This window comes from Campylobacter sp. MG1, from assembly GCF_026616895.1.
Lineage (GTDB): Bacteria > Campylobacterota > Campylobacteria > Campylobacterales > Campylobacteraceae > Campylobacter_E.
This window is the reverse complement of sequence record NZ_JANYME010000011.1, coordinates 1-22806: the sequence shown is the minus strand read 5'-3', so window position 1 is coordinate 22806 and position 22806 is coordinate 1. Positions and strand designations below refer to the sequence as shown.

The window sequence follows — 22806 nt, the reverse complement described above, 5'->3', positions numbered from 1 at the left end:
AATTGACTACAAAATTAATATGGTAAAATAATCATAGCAGTAATTATACCTATCATTATTATGGTAGGTACTTCATTATAAGCTCTAAAAAATTTACCACTTTTTTTACAGGTATCATTTTTTAGTTGTTTAAGATATCTTAAGCAATCAAAATGATATATGAAAAGTAAAATAGCACAAAGCAATTTTAAATGAAAATAACCAGCTTGAAGTAAGGCTTGGTTTGAAATAATCATTAAAATTCCTGTAATTACGGTAATTATCATAGAAGGTTGTCCTATAAAATAAAACAATTTATCTTCTTGAATTTTTACAACTTCAACAAATTCTTTTTTGTGCGAATGTTCTTGATGATATACATAAAGGCGTGGTAAATAAAACAAAGTCGCCATCCAAGAAATAAATGCTAAATAGTGCAACCATTTAATCCATTGATAATGTTCAGATAAAAATTCCATACTTAATTCCTTTTTTTAAAAATTTCTTTTAAGATTATTATAAACACACCAAAGTTAATACAAACATCAGCAATATTGAAAACAGCGAAGTTAAACCAATAATGCCAAGCTATAAAATCAATAACTCCAGGATATAAAAACCTATCATAAATATTGCTTATGCCTCCAGCAAAAATAAAGGCTAATGCATAGTAATTATCGTTTAAAAATCTTTTTTCTTTTAATAAAAAAATACTAGCTACAAAAAGTAATATTATTTGAATATATTTTAGATATTCTTGTAAAAAACTTAGCATTGAAAAAGCAACCCCATCATTAAAAACTAAATAAAAACTAATAGGGGTAAAATGCCATTCATAACCTGCTAAAAATATATTTTTACTAAGTCTATCCAAGATTATTACAATGGCTATTATAAGACTTGAGATGATAATTTTTTTTCTCATACTAGCACACTTTGAAAGTATTTTATACATTCATTTTCCATATTTTTTAAGGTTTTTTCATTTTCACATTCAAGTAATATTCTCATTAAATTTTCAGTTCCTGAATATCTAAATAAATAATTCACATTATTTTTATTTAATTTTTCATATAAGTTATCTATGCCTTCTAATTTATCTAAAGGTTTTTTTTCTGTGATTTTTAGGTTTGTTAAGCTTTGTGGAAATAATTTAATTTCGCTAAAAATCTCGCTAGCTTTTTTATTTAATAATAATTTTGCTACTTGAAGTGCTGCTACTACACCATCGCCAGTTTTTGCGTAATCGCTAAAAATTATATGTCCGCTTTGCTCTCCACCAAAATTATAATTTTTATCTTGCATTGCGTGTAGAATATATTTATCTCCAACATCGGTTGTAACATAAGAAATATCATGTTTTTTAAGATAATTTAAAAATCCCATATTGCTCATTTTACTAATTGCAACACCGCTTAAATTATTATTATCTTTTAAAGCTTTTGCTAAAACCCCTAATAAAATATCTCCATTAATGATTTCTCCATTTTCATCAACCACAACCAATCTATCAGCATCTCCATCAAAAGCAAACCCAATATCAGCTCTTAATCTTTTTACTTCTTTAGCTAACATATTTGGATGAAGTGCTCCACAATTATCATTAATATTTATTCCATTTGGCTCACAAGCTAATGTTATAACATCAGCTCCTAATTCAGAAAAGACAGCAGGTGCAACCTTATAAGCCGCTCCATTTGCACAATCTAAAACAATTCTAAGGTTTTTTAAGGTTGTATCTTTTGGAAAAGAATTTTTAATATGAACTATATATCTACCTATTACATCATCAATTCTTTTTGCAGAGCCGATTTTATCCTTTATTACAAGATGCGAATTAATTAAATTATCATCATTAAATATTCTATCTATTTCAAATTCTTCGCTTTCGCTTAATTTAAATCCATTAGCATCAAATACTTTAATACCATTATCATAATAAGGATTATGAGAAGCACTTATCATAATAGCAAAATCACATCTTAAATCTTGACTTAAAAAAGCAACAGCAGGTGTAGGCATAGGGCCAATTTGCAATACATTAAAACCTACTGCATTAAGACCACTAACGATTGCATTTTCTATCATATAACCACTTCTTCTAGTATCTTTTCCAACTATTACTTTTTTTGTTAATGCTTTATTTTTAAAAAAAATTCCAATAGCCATAGCAGCTTTAAGGGCTTTAAAAGCACTTAAATCATTACCTGCAAAACCTCTAATTCCATCTGTTCCAAATATCATTTTTTTGCCTTTCAGTATGATTTTAATTTTGAATTAAGATTATTTTAACAAAACTTTACTAAAATCAGTCTTTTAAAAATTTTTACGAAGGAATTTTTTATGGCAAATCATAAATCATCAGAAAAAAGAGCTAGACAAACAATTAAAAAAACTATTAGAAACAGATTCTATAGAACAAGACTTAAAAACATTACTCGTGCAGTTCGTGAAGCAGCAGCAGCTAATGATAATGAAGCAGCAGCAGCAGCTTTAAAAGTAGCTAATAAAAAAATTCACGAAATGGTAAGCCGTGGTTTTATTAAAAAACAAACAGCTTCAAGAAAAGTAAGTCGTTTAGCACTTTTAGTAAATAAAATTGGTGCATAATTTTTAATGCTAGCAAGCAAACTTGAACCTTTCTTAAAACGCTATGAAGAAATTCAAGCGTTTTTAAGTAATATTGAAAATACTACAGATTTAGCAAAAGTTACAGCCTTATCAAAAGAACAAAAAAGTTTAGAAGATATAGTTGAGGTTGCTAAAAAATATTTAAATACGCTAGATTCAATTGAAGAAAATAAAACTTTATTGCAAGACCCTGATTTAGGTGATTTAGCTAAAGAAGAATTAAAAGAATTAGAAGAATTAAAACCTAAATTAGAAGAAGAAATAAAAATACTTTTATTACCAAAAGACCCAAATGATGATAAGAATATTTTCTTAGAAATTAGAGCTGGAACTGGTGGAGATGAAGCTGCTTTATTTGTCGGAGATTTATTTAAAGCTTATGCAAGATATGCTGAAGATAAAAATTATAAAATAGAAGTAGTTAGTCAAAGTGAAGGCAGTGCAGGTGGATTTAAGGAGATTATTTTATTAATTAAAGGCGATAAAGCTTATTCAAGATTAAAATACGAAGGTGGCACACACAGAGTTCAAAGAGTTCCTGCTACAGAATCTCAAGGCAGAGTTCATACAAGTGCTATAACCGTTGCGGTTATGCCTGAAGTAGAAGATAGTGATATTGAAATAAATCCAAATGATTTAAAAATTGATGTAATGAGAAGTAGTGGTCATGGTGGTCAGAGTGTAAATACTACTGATTCTGCAGTTAGAATTACGCATATTCCAACAGGTTTAGTTGTTGTTAATCAAGATGGTAAAAGTCAGCATAAAAATAAAGAAAGTGCTTTAAAAGTTTTAAAAGCAAGACTTTATGAAATGCAAGAGCAAGAAAGATTAGCAAAAGAGCGAGAGAGTAGAAAATCTCAAGTTGGAAGTGGAGATAGAAGTGAAAGAATTAGAACTTATAATTATCCACAAAATAGAATAAGTGATCACAGAATAAATCTTACTTTACACAGATTAGACATAATTATGCAAGATGGTTTATTAGATGAAATCATTGAACCATTAATAGCTCACTATCAATCAGAGGCTTTAAACGAAGCTAATTTTAATTAAGTTGTTTAGTTGCTTAATATTAAGTGTTTTTAATTTATTGCTAGTAAAAATCATATAGTATTAAGTAATTTTTATTTTTTTAAAATTAATTTTTACTATAATAGTGTTATGAAAAAAGTATTTTTATGTTTATTTATAATTTTTTTTACAATTATTTTTTTTATTTTTATAGAACAAAAAAAAGATGTGATTTTTATTGAGAATAAAGAGAATGAGATAGAAAAATTAATAAATTTATTAGAGTATTTTAATATAGCTGGAAATGTAGAATGCGATACATTAAATAAGTGTATTATTAAAAATGGTGTTAGTAAATATTTTACTTTTTCTAGTATTGAGATAAAAAATTTTGATTCTTTAATTGTATTTTTAACTGAATTTAAAGAATACAATAAATACATAAATTTATTATTAGAAAATAATAAAGTTGATTTTTTAAAGAATAACTATAGTTTTGATTTAAAGATTAATTCGTTTAAATTTAGAAATATTTTTAGGGAAGATTTTGCGTTTTTATCTTGGATGATTGATAAAAATATATATAAAGAACTTGTAGAAAATATGCAAAATATTGACTTAGAACTTAATACTAGCTTTAATTATACAAATAAGCATATTGATAGTAAAAATATAGATATGTATTTTAAAATAAAGTTTATTAATACCGATATTAAATTAATTTTAAAAAATCAAGAATTACAAATAAATGTAGAAAATTATGATTTTTTAAAATCAATTTTATTAGAATTTAAGGGTATTTTGCAAAAACTATTAGAAAAAAATTACGATGTTTTATTTACAAATGAATTATTAAGGTATTTTGATGTTATAACTAACAATAATACTTTTTCGTTTAAAATTATTGCAAAAGATATAAAAAAACACAACGATATTATTTTCATATACAAAAACAAACTTATGCAAAATTAACTATTATTTATAATATTTGTGTAATATAGTAACATAAATTTTAAATAAAAGGAAAAATTATGGCAAAAGTTATGAAAACAATGGACGGTAATGAAGCCGCTGCATATGCTGCCTATGCGTTTACTGAAGTCGCAGGAATTTATCCTATTACTCCAAGTTCACCTATGGCTGATTATACAGATATTTGGGCTTCTCAAGGCAAAAAAAATATTTTTGGTATGCCAGTTAGAGTTGTTGAAATGCAAAGTGAAGCAGGTGCTGCAGGTAGTGTTCATGGCTCACTTCAAGCTGGTGCATTAACTACAACTTATACAGCTTCTCAAGGTTTATTACTTAAAATACCTAATATGTATAAAATTGCAGGTCAAATGTTGCCTGGTGTTGTGCATGTTGCAGCTCGTGCTATTGCAGCTCAAGCTTTATCAATTTTTGGCGATCATCAAGATATTTACGCAGCTCGTCAAACTGGTTTTGCAATGCTATGTTCAAATAGCGTTCAAGAGGCTATGGATTTAGGTGGTGTTGCACACCTTAGTGCTATTAAAGGAAGAGTTCCATTTTTACATTTTTTTGATGGATTTAGAACATCTCACGAAATTCAAAAAATTGAAGTAATGGATTATGAAGTTTATAAAAAATTAATTGATATGGATGCAGTTCAAGCATTTCGTGATGCCTGTCTAAACCCAGAACACCCTAAGACTCGTGGAACAGCACAAAATGATGATATATATTTTCAAACTCGTGAGTTAGCAAATAAATATTATGACGCTTTACCTGATATTGTAGCTGATTATATGAGTGAAATTTCAAAAGTTACAGGTAGAACTTATAAACCATTTGTATATTATGGAGCAGAAGATGCAACTCGTATTGTTGTAGCTATGGGTAGCTCTATTGAAGCTTTAAGAGAAGTAGTTGATTATTTAAATTCAAAAGGTCAAAAAGTTGGTGTAATGTCAGTTCATTTATATAGACCATTTAGTTTAAAATACTTCTTTGATGAAATGCCAGCAAGCGTTGAAAAAATTGCAGTTTTAGATAGAACAAAAGAACCAGGTAGTATAGGTGAGCCTTTATATCTTGATATTAAAGCAGCATTTTATGGTAAAGAAAAAGCACCTTTAATTGTTGGTGGTAGATATGGTCTTAGTTCAAAAGATGTTGACCCAGCACAATTAATAGCAGTATTTGATAATCTTAATGAAGAAAATCCTAGAAATAATTTTACAATAGGTATTAATGATGATGTAACACATTTATCATTACCAGTTGGAGAAAAAATTTCTTTAGGTGATTCAAGTACTATTGAATGTTTATTTTATGGTTTAGGTGCTGATGGAACAGTAGGTGCTAATAAAAACTCAATTAAGATTATCGGTGATAAAACAGATTTTTACGCACAAGCATATTTTGCTTATGATAGTAAAAAATCAGGTGGATATACAAGAAGCCATTTAAGATTTTCTAAAAAACCAATTACTTCAACTTATTTAGTAAGCACACCACATTTTATTGCATGTAGTGTTGCAGCATATTTAGATATTTATGATGTTTTAGCTGGTGTTAGGGAAAATGGAACTTTCTTACTTAACTCAATTTGGGATGCAGCTACAACTATAGAAAAAATTCCTAATAAAGTTAAAAAAGTTCTTGCTGAGAAAAAAGTTAAATTTTATATAATTAATGCTACAAAATTAGCTCGTGAAATAGGCTTGGGTAACAGAACTAATACTATTATGCAAAGTGCATTCTTTAAATTAGCAAATATAATCCCTTATGAAGACGCACAAAAATATATGAAAGAATTTGCATATAAAAGCTATATCAAAAAAGGTGAAAAAATAGTTGAAATGAACTATAAAGCTATTGATGTAGGTGCTGAAGGCTTAGAAGAAGTAAAAGTTGATCCTTCATGGGCTGATTTAGTAGTAGAAGAGAAAAAATCAGATGATAAATATGTAGGTACTGAATTCGTTGAAAAAATTGTAAAACCAATGAACGCTGCAAAAGGAGATGATTTACCAGTATCAGCGTTTATAGGATATGAAGATGGTAGTTTTGAACATGGAACTACAGCTTATGAAAAACGTGGTGTTGGTGTTATGGTGCCTAAATGGATTGAAGCAAATTGTATTCAATGTAATCAATGTGCATCAGTTTGCCCACATGCAGTAATACGCCCATTCTTAATTAATGATGAAGAATTAGCTAATGCTCCAGTAGGCGTTAAAGAACATGTTTTAGATGCTAAAGGTATTAAGGGCGAAAGTCTTAAATTTAAAATTCAAGTTTCATCATTAGATTGTACAGGCTGTGAATTGTGTGTAACAGAATGTCCAAGTAAAGAAAAATCACTTGTAATGGTTCCACTTGAAGAAGAGCTAGAAAAAGGCGAACAAGATAACGCTGATTACTTATTCCATAAAGTTACTTATAAAGATAATTATTTAGCAAAAGACGCACAAAAAGGCGCTCAATTTGCACAACCATTATTTGAATTCCATGGAGCATGTCCTGGTTGTGGTGAAACTCCATACATTACATTAGTTACTAGAATGTTTGGTGAGAGAATGATGATTGCAAATGCAACAGGTTGTAGCTCAATTTATGGTGGTTCAGCACCTTCTACTCCATATCGCAAAAATGATAAAGGTTTTGGTCCTGCTTGGGGTAACTCATTATTTGAAGATAATGCTGAATTTGGTATGGGTATGAGAGTTGCTACTGAGACAATTCGCCATAGAATTGAAGATATTATGATAAATACAAAAGATAAAGCTCCAAATGCGATTGCAGCTCTTTATGGCGAGTGGTTAGCTAATAAGAAAAATGCTGATATAACAGCAGATGTAAGAGATAGATTAATCCCACTATTAGAACAACACGCAGAACTTGAAGGTGCTAAAGATATTTTAAGTCTTAAAAATTTCATTGCTAAAAAATCTCAATGGATTTTCGGTGGCGACGGTTGGGCTTATGATATTGGTTATGGTGGACTTGACCATGTTTTAGCTAGTGGAGAAGATGTGAATGTATTAGTAATGGATACTGAAGTTTATTCAAATACAGGTGGTCAAAGTTCTAAATCAACTAGAACAGGTGCAGTAGCACAATTTGCAGCAGCAGGTAAACCAACTCAGAAAAAAGACTTAGGTCAAATTGCTATGACTTATGGAAATATTTTCGTAGCTCAAGTAAATTCAAACGCAAATTATAATCACTTCTTAAAAGCATTAATTGCAGCTGAATCTTACGATGGACCAAGCTTAATCATTTGCTATAGCCCTTGTATAGCTCACGGAATTAAAGGTGGTATGGGTGCTAGTGGTGATCACGCAGAAATCGCAACTAAGTGTGGTTATTGGCCAATTTACACATTTGACCCAAGATTAGAACATGAAGGTAAAAACCCATTAAAAATTGCATCAAAAGAACCAGATTGGAATTTATATGAAGAGTTTTTAATGGCAGAAGTTCGTTACAACTCTTTAAAGAAAAGTAATCCAGAACAAGCAGCAGCTTTATTTGAATTAAATAAAAAAGACGCACAAAGAAGATATAGACAACTTAAGCGTATAGCTGTTGCTGATTTTAGCGATGAATTAAATGCATAATAAAAAGCCCCTTTAAGGGGCTTTAAAAATTAATTGAATTATCATATAAATTTAATATTTTAATGGTGTTGATTAATTTCTTAAATTTTCTTTACAAAATCTAGCTTATATTTTTAATATCTATTAAAAAATATTTAACAAACAATAAAAAACTTGTGATATGTTTAATTATAAAAGTTGTATTTATTTGAAATTTATATTTGATATATATATATATATATATAGTATAATTTATTAATAAAAATGCAATATCTAGGAGAGTATTAATGAATAAAACTTTAAAAACTTTAGGTGCATTATTTATATTAAGTGAAATGCTTAATGCGCAAGATATTATAAATGTTAAATCTTATGAGCTTAGTGGAATGACTGATTATCTTTTAGAAAAAGATATCAATGCAATAACTAATATACTTGATGATAAAACTGGTGATATTTCATACGAACAATTAAAAAATAATGAAGAAAATATTCAAAAGTATTTTGATAATACATACGGAACAAAATTTAAAGTAAGGTGTATAACAAAAGAAAAAGAAGCAGGCGTTATTTATTATGATATTATGCCAGTTATCTCAAAAATCACATATAATCAAGGTGAATCAGATTTTAAAAAAGCTAAATTATTAAGCTTAAAAATTGGTGGTAATCAAGATGATTTGGATAAAAGGGATTTACAAATTATAGAAGAAAACCCTAATAGAAATTTATTATTAAAATATTCTTTATCACCAGATGGATATTTAACAGCTAATTTAATTGAAGATTCTAAAAAAGAGCCAAGACATAGATTATTTGTGGATAATTATGGTAAAAGCGATAAAAGAAATAAACAATTCAGATATGGATATCAGTATTTAAATTACAATACAACGGGCAACGATGATGTATTAGGGCTAAATGTTGTAAGGACATTAGAAGACTTAACATATTTTGGAATGTATTATCATAATCCTATAGAAGAATTGCATGGTGAATTTGATATGAATTTAGGTTACGGAATAGCAAAGAAAAAATTTTTAGATGATGTTATCACTATGAAAGCAAAAAATTTTGAAGCCGATGTAAGATATTTGTATAATTTACCGATATTTATGGATAATTATGAAGTAAAAAATAAAATATATGCTGGGGCAAAATATATAATATCAGGTAATAAATTAGAATTTTTAGGTCAGACCGTTTCAAAAGAAACAAAGCACTTCTTTATCCCTTATGTAGGTTATTATTTTAATAAAAGAATGGCTGATAAATATTTTGATTTTGATTTAAAATTAGAAGGAAATACAAAATCAATAGAAGAACATTTATCTAAAAATTATGCAAAACTTTCAATGGAAAGTAATTTTTTATGGCAGTTTCAAGAAGCGGCAAGATATTATTTAAAGGTTGAAGGTGCTTTATCAAGTAAAATTTTAAATGCTGAATTATCAAATGATTTAATAACGCAAAACTCAGTAAGAGCTACGAGAAAATCAGATAATAGCATAAAACCACAAGATTATATTTTAATAAAAAACGAACTTGAATTTGGTAAGAAAAATACTATATATGTATATAACGATTATGCGTTGGCAAGAGAATATAATGTATTTGATAATAAGACAAAAACAGAAAAAATTGATACATTTGGTGTAGGTTTTAGATTAAAACAATTTAAGCATTTTAAACTAGATACTAATATTGGTTATGACATTGTAAATACGGCAGCTTCTCAAAACGAATCTAAATTTGTATTCGGAATGAAAGCAGAAGCAAGATTTTAATTGTGGGAGATAAAAAATGGCAAGTAAAGTAAAACAAATTCAAAAAATGAAAAAAAATAAAATCAAACTTACAAAAAGCTTAGTTGTAACATTATTAATAACAGGGGAAGTAGCATTTGGCTTACCTATAGGAGAAAATGTTATATCAGGTAAAGTAGATATCATAAGAGAAGGAAATAAGCTAACTATTAAAAATAGCGACGGCAGTATCATAGACTGGAAAAATTTTGATACTTACAAAGATGAAATAGTAAAATTTTTACAAGAAAATAGCAATAGCAGGGTGTTAAATAGAGTGCTAGATGGAAAAGAAACATTTTTTGATGGACTTTTACAATCTAATGCAAATGTATATTTAATAAATACAAGTGGTATTGTATTCGGACAAAATGCTAGAATTGATACAAAAAGCCTAGTAGCATCAAGCTTAGATATATCAAATAAAGATTTTTTAGATAAAAAAGACATATTTGCTGGAAATAATGGAGCAAAGGTAGAAAATCAAGGCTTAATCATAGTTCAAGACGGCAAATTAGCCTTAATAGGAAATGAGATAAAAAATAGTGGAATTGTAAAGGCTGAAAATGGTAATATTTTATTAGCAGCAGGGACAAAAGTAACCATACAAGATTTAAAAAATAGAGCTATAGCATATGAAATACAAGCTCCTAATGGTAAAGTAATAAACCTAGGAGATATCATAGCTAAAAATGGAAAAATTGATATTAGGGGTAAAAATATCAAAATCGGTGGCATAGTTTCTACAAATGGACAAGCTATAACTATAGGAAATAGAAATGAAACCACAGATTTAAAAATAGAAAAAAATACAAATATCAGTAGTTCAGCAGATAAAAATGCTGGAGATATTTTGATGTGGGGAGATAATGCAGAATACAGTGGAAAATATAGTGCTACTTCAAAGGACGGTAATGGCGGACTTATAGAAACATCAGGTAAGAATATAAAAATCAACGATGATGTGAAAGTAGATACTAGGTCGCAAAATGCTAAGACAGGAACTTGGTTGATAGACCCTATAAATATAACTATTGTAGATGGAGAAAACGATAATAAATTAACCGGTGGAACCATTAAAAATAAAACAATAGTAGAAGGTTTAAAAGGCACAAATGTAACAATAACAACTGAAGGAACTGGAACAGATGAAGGTAAAATTGATGTAAATGCTGATATTATCGCAAATGATGACAATACAAATGATTTAACTTTTAAAGCAAATACTTCAATTAATATTAAAGGTATAAATAATGGTAATCTTCATGTAGATATGAAAGGTGGAGCTTTAAATTTAGAAGTAGGAAAAGATTTAAATATTGCTGATGCTGAAATTGCAGTTGGAAAGCAATCAACTTGGAATATAAATGGTAAAAATATTACTTATAGTGGAAAAATTGTAAAAACATCAGGAGATATAAATATAGAAAATGTTTATAATGGTGTTTTTGATGCAGACCTTATTTTTCATAAAAGTGGAAGTTTAAATGTAATAGATAATGATAGTAAATCAGGAAGAGATTTGTTTGTATTTAAAAAATCAACTTTTGCGTTAGGTGAAGGTTCAAATATTTATTTTTTAGGACGTTATGATAATCATCATAATGGTAGTAATAAAGCGTTACAATATAATTATGTGTTTGATGATAATATTACTGTAAGTGGAAAAGGTAAAATAACATTTGATATCGGAAGTACTTTAAGTTATCAACCAGTAGGGGGATTTAACTTTAAAAAAACCGGTGATATGACTTTTAAAGTAAGTAATGGTGCTAATTTAGTTTTTGATAATAAACACTATTATAATCATGGATATGATTTTAGTGCAACGAATTTAATATTTGACACTGCTAAAGATAGTGTAATAGATATGAAAGATAATGATGTTGTTTGGGAAGGTAATATTAGATCAGATAGATATTATTTTGATAAGATAATACATAAAGGTGAAGGAACTGCTAATGCTGGATTTTCTAAAAATAGCACGAGAATAGGTGTAGGTGAGATTATAAATGAAGCAGGGGAATTTACAATAACAGCAAATAGAATTGTATCAAAACAAAATACCAACCCTAACTTATATGATGCTATTACAGAAGATGAAAAGAATGCTACAGGAATTACCAAAGGTGATTTAGCAAGAGATTTTATAGTTGATCAAAAAATAGGAGATATAAAAGATACTACTATAACAAATACATCAGGAAATTTAAAAATAGAGGTTAAAGATAGGATAAATGCTAATACCATTACAAATAATTCTACAGGCAAATTAGAAGTAAGAGTAGTTGATGGTGGAAATAGTACTGTATATGATAATACTAAAACTATGAATGTAAACTCTATTATAAATAATAATGGTGAAATGGTTGTATATGCTAATAGAGAATTAAATAATGACAATATTACAAATAATGCTTCAATGTCTATAGAAGCTGGAGATATAACTACTAAAAAAATAACTAATACGGCTGGTGATTTAAAAATAACATCTAGAAGTACTTTTGATATAGGAGATACAACAAATACTTCTATTGATATACAAAGTGGAAATGCTTTAATACAGGTACAAGCTAATGGAGCTGGAAGTGCTACTACTAATTTAAAACTAGGTGGAAATATAAATATAGGACAAGATGCGAAATTAGAATTATTATCTCACAGCACATCTAAAGAAACTGATGGAAATTTAGGAGCTAATAAAGATGAAGTGTATAAAGAAACTTGGAATTCAAATGAGGCAGCTACTTTAAAAAGTGATGTAAATGTTACAAATAGTGGATTATTTGTCTTTGCACCAAAATCAGGTAATGTTGGATTAAATATGGATAATCATAGTCTAACTATAGATGGTGGAACAAATATATTAGAATTTATGGGATATAAAAAAGGTGGAATAGATAATGCTGGAGATATTAATTTAAATAATGCAAATACTTATGTGAGTGCAGTTGCTTCAACCGGTACAACTAAATTTAATAATATTAATGTGGATAATTCTAAATTTACTTTGACAACTGGAATGATATTTGGAGAATCTATAACAGATGATAAATATCAAAATGATTTAGATAGATATATAAATAAACCATTTAGAGATGCTGCTAATAATGGTGGTAAGATAGAATTATCAGGGAGCATAACAGCAACTAAAAATTCAAATGTAGATATTAGAGCTTATAATTTAATTACCAACAATACGGCTGGAGTAAATATTGTAAATAATGGAGATGCTAGCAATACATTAAAATTACAAGCTTTCAATGTTACTACTACTGGTGGAGCAATGACTATAGATAAATGGGATACTCCAGATTTAACAGTAGGAAATCTTAATAAAAATACAGCAGATAGAAATAATGCGAAATTTGAAGTAAAAAATATAAAAGGAAATGATTTTACATTTAATATCTTAGATAAAGGTTTGACTGGTGGAACTAGTAGCGATGCTAAAAATTTTGATGGAACTTTTAGCGTGTCAAATAAAGATGGTAGTGATGTAAATTTAACAGTAAAAGCTACTGATAATACACCACTAGATTTTAATGCTAATATTGCAAATGGTGGAAATATTAAGGCTGTATCAGGAAAAAATATAGTTGCTAGAGGAGATTTGACTTCAACTAATGGAGATATTACTATAGAGGCTACAAAAATAGAGAAAAAAAGTGGAAACTATAATGCTAATAATGTAACATTTACAGCTACAACTGAAGGAATAATTCTAAATGGTAGTGCTAGTGATAAAATAGATGCTAAAGAAAAAATAACTCTTAGTGCAAATAAAGGAATAGATATAAATGCTGGTGAGCTAGTAGGAAAAGGCGTAGATATAACAGCAACTACAGGAAATATTGCAGTAGGAACTTCTACTATAAAATCTAAAGATACAAGTGGTTCTATTAACATAACAGCTGATAAAGGGAATGTAAATATTAAAACAGGCTCTGTAATCGGAGATACCACACAAAATGGAGTAAAAGCAGATGTTAATATTACCGCAACAGCAGGAACAGCAACGACAAATGGAACTACTCTTGACGGTAAGAATGTAACTATTAAAGGAGATACAGGAACTACCGTAAATACAGCAGTAACAGCTAGTGAGAATTTAATTGTAGGAGAAAAGGCTACAACTACTGTAAAAGGTGATTTGACAGCAGGAGAAAAACTAACAATCACTGGAGAAAAAGATATTAATCTTAATATTGCTGCTGATAGTAAAGTTACTCAAACATTAAAAGGTAAAAATGTAACTATAGAAAGCACAGCTGGAGATGTAAATATAGGTAATAACAATACGACAAGTAGTGTAAAAATAAATTCAGATGTGGGACAAACTACTTCAGGTACAATAAATATTACTGGTAAGAATGTAACTCTTAATGAAAATACAAAAATAGGAGATGAAAGTTCTACTAATAAAGATGATATAGTTATTAAAGCTAATGGTACAGAAGTGGATGCATCAGCTCCTGATGATATGACTAAAAATAAGGGTATAGCAACAATATCTACAAAATTAGATGGAAAAAATGTAACTGTAGATGGAGTAAATAAAACCTTAATAAATAAAGAGATTAATGCTACAGAAAATGTTACTTTAGGTGGAAAAGATAATGCTGGTAATATTAGAGGAGAAGTAAAATTAGCAGAAAATAGCAATATATCAGCAGAAAAAAATATAAATTTATACACTGCCGAAAATTTAGCATTGAATAAAATAACATTAGAAAGCAAAGGGGCTGGAACAATCTTTATAGAAGGAAAGAAAAGTATAAATGTAGGAGATGGAACTAGTAATGATACAAAGCTATTTACAAAAAATGGAATAATCTCTATAAAAGCTGGAGAAAATATAGATATTAAAGATGATACTTCGGTAGGAGATAGCAGTAAAATAAGTAGCTTGGTATTTGAAGGTAAAAATGTAACTGTAGGATATGAACCAGGATTAGAAACTAATGATATAAATATCACAGCAACTGAATCAGCAATATTTAATGCTAAAACGACTGCTAATGGAGATGTAAATATTTCTGGAAATATTACGGAGATAAAAAAAGGAATTACAGCAAAAGAAAATACAACTACTAATAAAAAGGGAAGTATAACTATTACTGGAACAGAAAGTGCAACTATATCATCAGCATTAGTATCTGATAGTTTTATAAAAATAGATGGAAATACTGTAGATGTAAATTCCTCAGTAACTTCAAAAGGAAGAGATGCAACTACAACTAATGGAAAAGATATCAATATAACTGGAAATAAAGTAACTATAGGTGGAGAAGTTAATTCTAATAATGGTAATGTAACCATTGGTAAAGATGGTGCAACAGTTAGAATAAATGATGCTGTAACAGGAAAAGCAGGGATTAGTGTAGTAGGAAATAGTGTTGAGTCTAAAACTGCTGGAAAATTAACATCATCAGATGGGGATATAAGTGTATTAGGCACAAATGTAACCACATCAGGAAGTATAACATCTTCAACAGGTAATGTAATTATAGGTAAAGATGGTTCAACGACTGATGTTAAAGGTGTAGTATCAGGAAATACAAAAGTAGATATATTAGGTAATACAATAACAACTACAGGAGCATTAACTTCATCAAATGGAGATGTAAATGTAGGAAATGATAGCACTACAACTACAACAGTAGAAGGAAATGTTACAGCTAAAAATACAGCTGATATAAAAGCTACAGATTCAGTAACTATAAAAAATAATACTGTAACAGCAGATACTATTAAGATATCTAGTAAAGATGTTGTATTAGGAGATAAAAAAGCACAAAATGGAGCTATGGCAGATGGAACCGATGCTAAAATAGATACTAAATTTATAGCAAAAACTACTATGGATGTAAAAGGGACAGATAGTACAAGTATATGGAAAGATGTTGAATTTAAAGGAGAAACAACAAGTCCAGATATAAATATTACTTCTAAAAAAATAGATAGTGAAGGAAAAATAACTGCTAGAAATATTACATTAACAGGAGCAGCTAATGATGATGGAACTAATACAAGTACTGTAAATTTTGGTGGAAATGTAAGTGCCACTGGAGATATAAAAGCTACAGGAAATGATGTAACAACTAGTGGAACTATAAAAACTACTGGAGCAAATAATGGAAAAACACCAGCTACTGGAAATATAACTATTGCTGGAACAAACACAACAAACACAACTGGAAGTTTAACTACTAATAATGGTGCTGTAAATATTGGAGTAGATGAAAATGGTGCTGTAGTAAGTAAAACTACATCAGTAGAAGGAGATGTGTCAGGGACAGAAAAAGTTACAGTAAAAGCTAGTGGAGCTGTAACAGTAGCAAACGGAACAGTAAGTGGTAAAGGTGTAGATATAGATTCAACTAATGGAACAGTTACATTAGGAGATGGAAGTGGTACAGGTGATACAACAATTAAAAGCACAGATACAAATTCACCAATCAATGTAACAGCAAAAACAGACTTAAAAGTAAATTCTGATGCAAAAGTAGGAGATGAAACAACTAAATCAGATATCACATTAAAAGGTGAAAGCATTACATCAAATGGAACATTAGATGGTAAAGCTATTAATGTAGGTGATGACACTACTAAAACTACTAACATAGAAGGAAACATAACTGGAGCAGGAGATGTTAAAGTAACAGGAAATGATGTAACAACAAATGGAGAAGTAAAATCTACAGAAGGAAATGCAACAGTATTTGGTTCAAATTCAACTACAACTAAAGCAAATGTATCAGGAAAAACTGGAGTAAGTATAGGAACTGATGGAACTAGCAAATCAGCTACTACAAGTGTTAATGCAGATGTTACATCAAGTGATGGAAAAGTAAATATTACAGGTACTAATGATGTAACAGTAGCAAATGGAACAGTATCTAGTGGAACAGGAACAGAAATTACAGGAAATAATGTAAAACTTGGAGATGGACAAGGAGGTACAGATACAAAGATAGAAGGAAAATTAGATATAAATGCTACGGAAAAAGTAACGGTAGAGAATGATGCAAAAGTAGGAGAGACTACAAAAGGAGAAGTAAATATTATAGGAAATGTAGTTGATTCAAAAGGAGATATATCAGGAACAACAACAACGATAGCAGGGAAAAAATCAACAACAACTTCAGGAAGTGTATCTGGAACTGATGGAGTAAACATAGGAAAAGATAAAAATGGAACTTTATCAGAAAGTACAACAGTAAGTGGAGTAATAACATCTGATAACGGTAAAGTAAATATTACAGGTACTAATGATGTAACAGTAAAAAACGGAACAGTAAGTGGTAAAGGTGTAGATATAGAATCAACAACAGGAGCAGTTACACTAGGAGATGGAAGTGGCACAGGTGATACAACAATTAAAAGCACAGATACAAATTCACCAATCAATGTAACAGCAAAAACAAACTTAAAAGTAAATTCTGATGCAAAACTAGGAGATGAAACAACTAAATCAGATATTACATTAAAAGGTGAAAGCATTACATCAAATGGAACATTAGATGGTAAAGCTATTAATGTAGGTGATGACACTACTAAAACTACTAACATAGAAGGAAACATAACAGCTAGTGATAAAGTTGATGTAAAAGCAAATAAGAAAGTAAATATAGCAAATAGTAATGTTAGTGGTAGTGAAATAGCAGTTTCAGGTGGAGTAGTAAATATAGGTGATAAGGATAATAATCCAAAAACTAGCCTAAATTCAACTGGTGAAAACAAAAACCTAACAATAACAGGAACTGATATAACTATAGGAAAAGATACAGGAATTACATCAAAAGGTAATGCAGAAGTAAAAGGAAGTGCAACAGTAATAACTGATGGAACTATATCAGGAGATAAAGGAGTATCAGTAACAGGAAATGATGTAACAACAAATGGAGAAGTAAAATCTACAGAAGGAAATGCAACAGTATTTGGTTCAAATTCAACTACAACTAAAGCAAATGTATCAGGAAAAACTGGAGTAAATATAGGAACTGATGGAACTAATAAATCAGCTACTACAAGTGTTAATGCAGATGTTACATCAAGTGATGGAAAAGTAAATATTACAGGTACTAATGATGTAACAGTAGCAAACGGAACAGTAAGTGGTAAAGGTGTAGATATAGAATCAACAACAGGAACAGTTACATTAGGAGATGGAGCTGGTGGAGTAGATACAATAATAAAAGCTAAGGAAAAACTTGATATTAAATCACCACTAAAAATAGAAATTAATAAGGATAGTTCATTGTATTCAGAAAATGAAATAGATATTAATAGTTCTAATGTACTTATTGATGGTGGAAAGGTAGTATCAGAAGGAAATATTAATTTAAATACTGATATTAAAGGTAAGAATCAAGTAACTATTACTAATAACGATGAAAATCGTGGTGATGTAACATCTAATGCACAATTAACTATCGGCAATGGAAATACTAATTTAAATTTAATTAATTCTGATATAACTAGTGGAGTTGATAAAGGATTTAAAACTAACCTAGATAATGCAAATTTAACAATAGATACCACCAGCACAATTGATGGCAAAAAAACAGTAAAAAAACCTATATTTACTATATTTGAAAATATTATTGATGCGGTGATAGATATAAAAGAAAAAATATTTGCTAAGGGAGTAGCAAGACAAGAGAAAGTAGATTATCAAGGAAAATATACTGTTGAAAATATTGAGAACAAGAAAAAGGTGAGAAAAATTACAGGAAAAGGAAGTGCAAAAGTAGAAAATAATATTGAAAAATAAATACTGTTATAGAGCTAAGTAATATAATTAATTTTTTGATTATATTACTTTAAGCCTTTATTTTATCTTCAACCTTATTTATATTATCATTTAAAAATTTATAGTTTTATTAAAAAATCTTTACTTTTAAGTTTTTTAAGATTGTGTGATTAAAAAAAATATTATTTTAGAAAGTTATTTTAAAATTTGTTAAAAATGTAAGTTAAATTATGGCAACCGTTGGAATTTACCAACGGTTTTTAAAATTAAAATAATTTAATGCTGATAATTTTATCACCTTGTCTTATATTATCAAGAACTTTTAAACTCTCATCATCTTCAATTTGTCCAAAAATAGTATGAACACCATCTAAGTGTGGTTGTGCTGAATGACATATAAAGAATTGAGAACCACCAGTATCACGACCAGCATGAGCCATAGAAAGACTTCCTCTTATATGTTTATGTTCTTGATTATCACATTCGCATTTGATATTCCAACCTGGACCACCTGTCCCAGTACCAAAAGGACAACCGCCTTGAATTACAAAGTTAGGTATTACTCTATGAAAATTTAGCCCATCATAAAAACCATCTTCAATTAAATTTGCAAAATTAAGTGTAGTTTGTGGTGTATCTTTAAATAATTTTAACTTCATATCACCTTTACTTGTATTTATAATCACACCATTGATTTTTTCTAAATCATTGAAATTATCGTAAGTTTTTAACATTTTAACTCCTTTATTCTATATTTGTATAAACAGCTTGAACATCATCATCATCTTCAAGTTTGTCAAGTAATTTTTCAAGTTCATTAATTTGTTCTTCATTTAAACTAATAGGATTATTAGGTAAATATTCTAATTTACCACTTTTTAGTTCTAAATTTAATTTATCTATACCATTGCTAAGCTCACCAAAACTATCATAAGCTCCTATTATTCTAATATTTTCGCCTTCATCTTCAAGCTCTTCTAAACCATAATCAATTAGTTCTAATTCTAATTCATCAATAGCTTTTTCAGGTTTAGTGCATATAAAAACGCATTTTCTTGAAAATAAAAATTCTAAGCTACCATTTGTAAGCGGAGTTGCACCATTTTTATTAAAAATAGCTTTAATATTTGCAGCAGTTCTATTTGTGTTGTCAGTTGCTGTTTCAACTATGATTTGCACTCCATGAGCTGCCTTTGCTTCATAATGGATTGTTTTAATATCGTTACCATCTTTACCTAGTGCTCTTTTTAATGCTGCATCAATATTATCTTTTGGCATATTTTGTGCTTTTGCAGTCGCTATTGCTGAGCGAAGTTTTGCATTCATTTCAGGGTCAACCCCACCTTCACGAGCAGCTACTTCAATGGCTTTTGCTAATTTTGGAAAAATTTTACTCATTTTATCCCAACGAGCTTCTTTGCTAGCTCGTCTATATTCAAACGCTCTTCCCATACTTTACCTCATTAAAAAAAATAGCTATAATTGTATAAAAATAAGGATAACTAATGATAAGAAAGCCAAATTTAGATGAGTTCATAGTTTGTGATATATTAGACTTAGCACAAGATACTTTCACACAAAAATTATTTTGTGAAGATGATGAATTAAAAAAAATGCAAGTATTTTATAAATTTTATGGTAATGATAAATGTAGGTTTGCATTAGATAATATTTTTGTTTATGAAATTGATAAAAATATAGTTGCTGCTTGTTGTGCTTACGGTAGTAGCGAATATAGCGATTTAGCTATAGAGGAATATTTGCTATATAAAGGTATTGATTTTAAAATTATTAAAGAATTTGATGATGGTGAATTTTATATTGATAGCATAGCTATACTACCTGATTTTAGAGGTAAAGGTATTTTAAAAAAAATGTTAGAATACGCTAATATAAAGGCAAAAAATAATGGTTATAAAATAATTTCATTAATTACAAAAACCCCAGAATTTTATAAAAATTATGGATTTAAAACAATTAAAGAAACTAATTTTAATGATGAAATTTATTTAAAAATGATAAAGAATATAGATTAATTATATAATTTTTATACTTTGTAAAGTATTAATTTTAGTAAAGATTTTCATTATTATGCTATTTTGTAGTGTAAATAATAGTAAAAATTATATTTAATTATGCCAATATATTTTTAAGTTTTTTTTATTTATTAAACTATATAATCTTGTTGAACTTTTACAATATTTTTAGGTGTTTTTATGTTTAGGTTTTTTTATTTATGCATTATATTTGTATCAATTTTATTTGCTAATGATAATCAACAAAGAGAGATTAAAAATGAAATTGAAAGAATTAAAATTTATGAACAAAATATCAAAACTTCAAATTTAGAAAATAGTCAAAAAAATGATATTAAAACATTATTATATGATGAAGATTTATGTTTTAAGATAGATAAAATATTGTTAAGTGGCGATAAGAATTTAAAAACAAAATTTATTTTAGATTCTTTTTTAAAAAAGGTTAAATTTAAAAGTGGAATATGCCTTGGTGAAAAGGGAATTAATGCAATAATTAATGGTTTTAATAACGAATTGATATCATACGGCTATATAACAAGCTATGCAGTATTAGGAAATACAAATTTAAAATCAAAAAAGTTAATAATAAAAATAAATTATGGAAAAATTAATAAAATTTTAATAAATGAAGAAGTTAATGATAGAAATAATGCTTCGCTTTTTACGGCTTTTGGAGAAATTAATCATCAAAAACCACTGAATATGAGAAATATTGAAACTGCCATTGAAAATATATCAAATGCTACATTTGGTAATGTGGATATTAGTATATCTCCAAGTGAGAATGAAGGTTTTAGTGATATATTTATATCTCGCACTCAGCGTGCTTTACCATTATCATTACAATTATCTTTGGATAATTATGGTAGTAAGGAAACTGGTTCTTATCAAGGTGTTATTAGTTTAAGTGCTGTTAATTTGTTTGGATTTAATGAAATTTATACTTTTAATTATGGTGGAGCTATATTTTATAAGAAAAATACATATTTAAATGATGAAAAAAAGCATGGTAATTCTAATAATTTTTATGGAAATTTTAAAATCCCATTTGGTAATTTTAGTATTGATTACACCCATTCTCGTTATAATTATAATCAAGTTATTGCTGGTGCTTATAATTTATATCAATATAGCGGTGTTAGTAGATTTAATAAATTAAATTTATCATATTTGTTATATCGTAATCAAAATATAAAATTTACCCCATTTTTTGCAATTTTTAAAAGAGAGAGTAAAAATTATATTGATGAATTTGAGTTAGATAATCAGAAAAGAATAACAGCAGGATATGAGCTAGGTGCTAAATTAGATATATATTTTACAAATTCATTTTTAAGTACAAATATAGCGTATAAAAAAGGCACCGGTATGTTAGGAGCTATACCAGCACCAGAGCAATTATTAGGAGAAGGAACTAGTCGTATGAGATTATGGCTATTAGATATAACTTATAATAAAAATTTTCTTAATAATTTTAATTATGAGATAAATTTTCACGCACAGTATAATAAAACCCCGCTTACCAATCAAGATAAAATTAGTATAGGTGGTGTGTATTCAGTAAGAGGATTTGATGGAGAAATGAGCCTTATTGGACAAAAAGGATTTTATATTAAAAATACATTATCTTATAATTATCACAAAAATAATTATTTTTATTTAGCGTTTGACGGTGGTATTGTTTATGATTCAAATTCTAATTATAATGGTAAAAATAAACTTTTAGGTGCTGGTTTAGGATTCAAAGGAAACATTAGCAGTAATTATTACGGTGGATTAAGCTATGATTTTTTAATAGCTAAACCACTTAAAAAGCCAAATTTTTTCCTATCAAAATCACCAGTTTTTAATTTTTCTTTAACATATTATTTTTAAATATAAAAGGAAAAAATGAATAAAAAAGGTAATAATGCAAAGGCTTTAGCAATGAAACCAAATAGCCCTGTAAAACAAATCATCTCACTAATCATTATCTTATCTTTACTCATTCCTAATTCAATCTTTGCTAATGA

Annotated in this window: 13 protein-coding genes; 8 read left to right on the top strand and 5 right to left on the bottom strand. The window is 28.2% G+C overall.

Going from position 1 to position 22806, the window contains the following annotated elements:
• Positions 1-14: 14 nt before the first annotated feature.
• From hemJ to glmM, 3 genes are read right to left on the bottom strand one after another with little or no spacing between them, the layout of a single operon-like run.
• Positions 15-458, bottom strand: a complete 444-nt coding sequence (gene hemJ / locus NY022_RS08340) for a protoporphyrinogen oxidase HemJ (protein WP_267525221.1) — start codon at positions 456-458, stop codon at positions 15-17.
• Positions 459-460: 2 nt separating this feature from the next.
• Positions 461-934 (bottom strand): signal peptidase II, encoded by a 474-nt coding sequence (lspA, locus tag NY022_RS08335; RefSeq protein ID WP_267525219.1) that lies wholly within the window; start codon positions 932-934, stop codon positions 461-463.
• The gene (glmM, locus tag NY022_RS08330) at positions 901-2223 is read right to left on the bottom strand and encodes a phosphoglucosamine mutase (protein ID WP_267525218.1); all 1323 of its coding nucleotides are present in this window, start codon (positions 2221-2223) and stop codon (positions 901-903) included. Before glmM ends, lspA begins: the two co-directional genes overlap by 34 nt.
• 99 nt (positions 2224-2322) lie before the next feature.
• Here glmM and rpsT point away from each other — a divergent pair, with 99 nt between their 5' ends.
• From rpsT to NY022_RS08300, 6 genes are all read left to right on the top strand, one after another.
• Positions 2323-2589: a 30S ribosomal protein S20 gene (gene rpsT / locus NY022_RS08325; RefSeq protein WP_214117154.1), complete on the top strand. Its 267-nt coding sequence runs from the start codon at positions 2323-2325 to the stop codon at positions 2587-2589.
• A gap of 6 nt (positions 2590-2595) precedes the next feature.
• Positions 2596-3666: a peptide chain release factor 1 gene (prfA, locus tag NY022_RS08320; RefSeq protein ID WP_267525216.1), complete on the top strand. Its 1071-nt coding sequence runs from the start codon at positions 2596-2598 to the stop codon at positions 3664-3666.
• 108 nt (positions 3667-3774) lie between these two features.
• Entirely contained in the window at positions 3775-4596 is an 822-nt protein-coding gene (locus NY022_RS08315; RefSeq protein WP_267525215.1) for a hypothetical protein, read from the top strand.
• 59 nt (positions 4597-4655) lie between these two features.
• The gene (gene nifJ, locus NY022_RS08310; RefSeq protein ID WP_267525213.1) at positions 4656-8213 is read left to right on the top strand and encodes a pyruvate:ferredoxin (flavodoxin) oxidoreductase; all 3558 of its coding nucleotides are present in this window, start codon (positions 4656-4658) and stop codon (positions 8211-8213) included.
• Between the two features lie 266 nt (positions 8214-8479).
• Positions 8480-9979: a hypothetical protein gene (locus tag NY022_RS08305; protein WP_267525211.1), complete on the top strand. Its 1500-nt coding sequence runs from the start codon at positions 8480-8482 to the stop codon at positions 9977-9979.
• A 16-nt stretch (positions 9980-9995) separates the two neighbouring features.
• Positions 9996-18776 (top strand): filamentous hemagglutinin N-terminal domain-containing protein, encoded by an 8781-nt coding sequence (locus NY022_RS08300; RefSeq protein WP_267525209.1) that lies wholly within the window; start codon positions 9996-9998, stop codon positions 18774-18776.
• Positions 18777-19021: 245 nt separating this feature from the next.
• Here NY022_RS08300 and NY022_RS08295 read toward each other — a convergent pair whose 3' ends face one another.
• Positions 19022-19489: a peptidylprolyl isomerase gene (locus NY022_RS08295; protein ID WP_267525208.1), complete on the bottom strand. Its 468-nt coding sequence runs from the start codon at positions 19487-19489 to the stop codon at positions 19022-19024.
• 10 nt (positions 19490-19499) lie between these two features.
• Entirely contained in the window at positions 19500-20207 is a 708-nt protein-coding gene (locus NY022_RS08290) for a YebC/PmpR family DNA-binding transcriptional regulator (RefSeq protein ID WP_267525206.1), read from the bottom strand.
• Between the two features lie 53 nt (positions 20208-20260).
• Between NY022_RS08290 and NY022_RS08285 the strand changes: the two genes are divergently transcribed.
• Together NY022_RS08285 and NY022_RS08280 are read left to right on the top strand one after the other, a co-directional pair.
• Positions 20261-20791: a GNAT family N-acetyltransferase gene (locus NY022_RS08285; protein WP_267525204.1), complete on the top strand. Its 531-nt coding sequence runs from the start codon at positions 20261-20263 to the stop codon at positions 20789-20791.
• A gap of 180 nt (positions 20792-20971) precedes the next feature.
• A complete protein-coding gene (locus NY022_RS08280; RefSeq protein WP_267525203.1) occupies positions 20972-22669 on the top strand; it encodes a ShlB/FhaC/HecB family hemolysin secretion/activation protein in 1698 nt (565 codons plus the stop codon).
• The last annotated feature ends 137 nt before the right edge of the window (positions 22670-22806 follow it).

Bases quoted from the DNA above. Each gene is read 5' to 3' on its own strand.
- NY022_RS08315 (WP_267525215.1), top strand. From the start codon at position 3,775: ATGAAAAAAGTATTTTTATGTTTATTTATAATTTTTTTTACAATTATT.
- lspA (WP_267525219.1), bottom strand. From the start codon at position 934: ATGTATAAAATACTTTCAAAGTGTGCTAGTATGAGAAAAAAAATTATC.
- NY022_RS08290 (WP_267525206.1), bottom strand. From the start codon at position 20,207: ATGGGAAGAGCGTTTGAATATAGACGAGCTAGCAAAGAAGCTCGTTGG.
- rpsT (WP_214117154.1), top strand. From the start codon at position 2,323: ATGGCAAATCATAAATCATCAGAAAAAAGAGCTAGACAAACAATTAAA.
- prfA (WP_267525216.1), top strand. From the start codon at position 2,596: ATGCTAGCAAGCAAACTTGAACCTTTCTTAAAACGCTATGAAGAAATT.
- glmM (WP_267525218.1), bottom strand. From the start codon at position 2,223: ATGATATTTGGAACAGATGGAATTAGAGGTTTTGCAGGTAATGATTTA.
- NY022_RS08285 (WP_267525204.1), top strand. From the start codon at position 20,261: ATGATAAGAAAGCCAAATTTAGATGAGTTCATAGTTTGTGATATATTA.
- nifJ (WP_267525213.1), top strand. From the start codon at position 4,656: ATGGCAAAAGTTATGAAAACAATGGACGGTAATGAAGCCGCTGCATAT.
- NY022_RS08295 (WP_267525208.1), bottom strand. From the start codon at position 19,489: ATGTTAAAAACTTACGATAATTTCAATGATTTAGAAAAAATCAATGGT.
- NY022_RS08280 (WP_267525203.1), top strand. From the start codon at position 20,972: ATGTTTAGGTTTTTTTATTTATGCATTATATTTGTATCAATTTTATTT.
- NY022_RS08305 (WP_267525211.1), top strand. From the start codon at position 8,480: ATGAATAAAACTTTAAAAACTTTAGGTGCATTATTTATATTAAGTGAA.
- NY022_RS08300 (WP_267525209.1), top strand. From the start codon at position 9,996: ATGGCAAGTAAAGTAAAACAAATTCAAAAAATGAAAAAAAATAAAATC.
- hemJ (WP_267525221.1), bottom strand. From the start codon at position 458: ATGGAATTTTTATCTGAACATTATCAATGGATTAAATGGTTGCACTAT.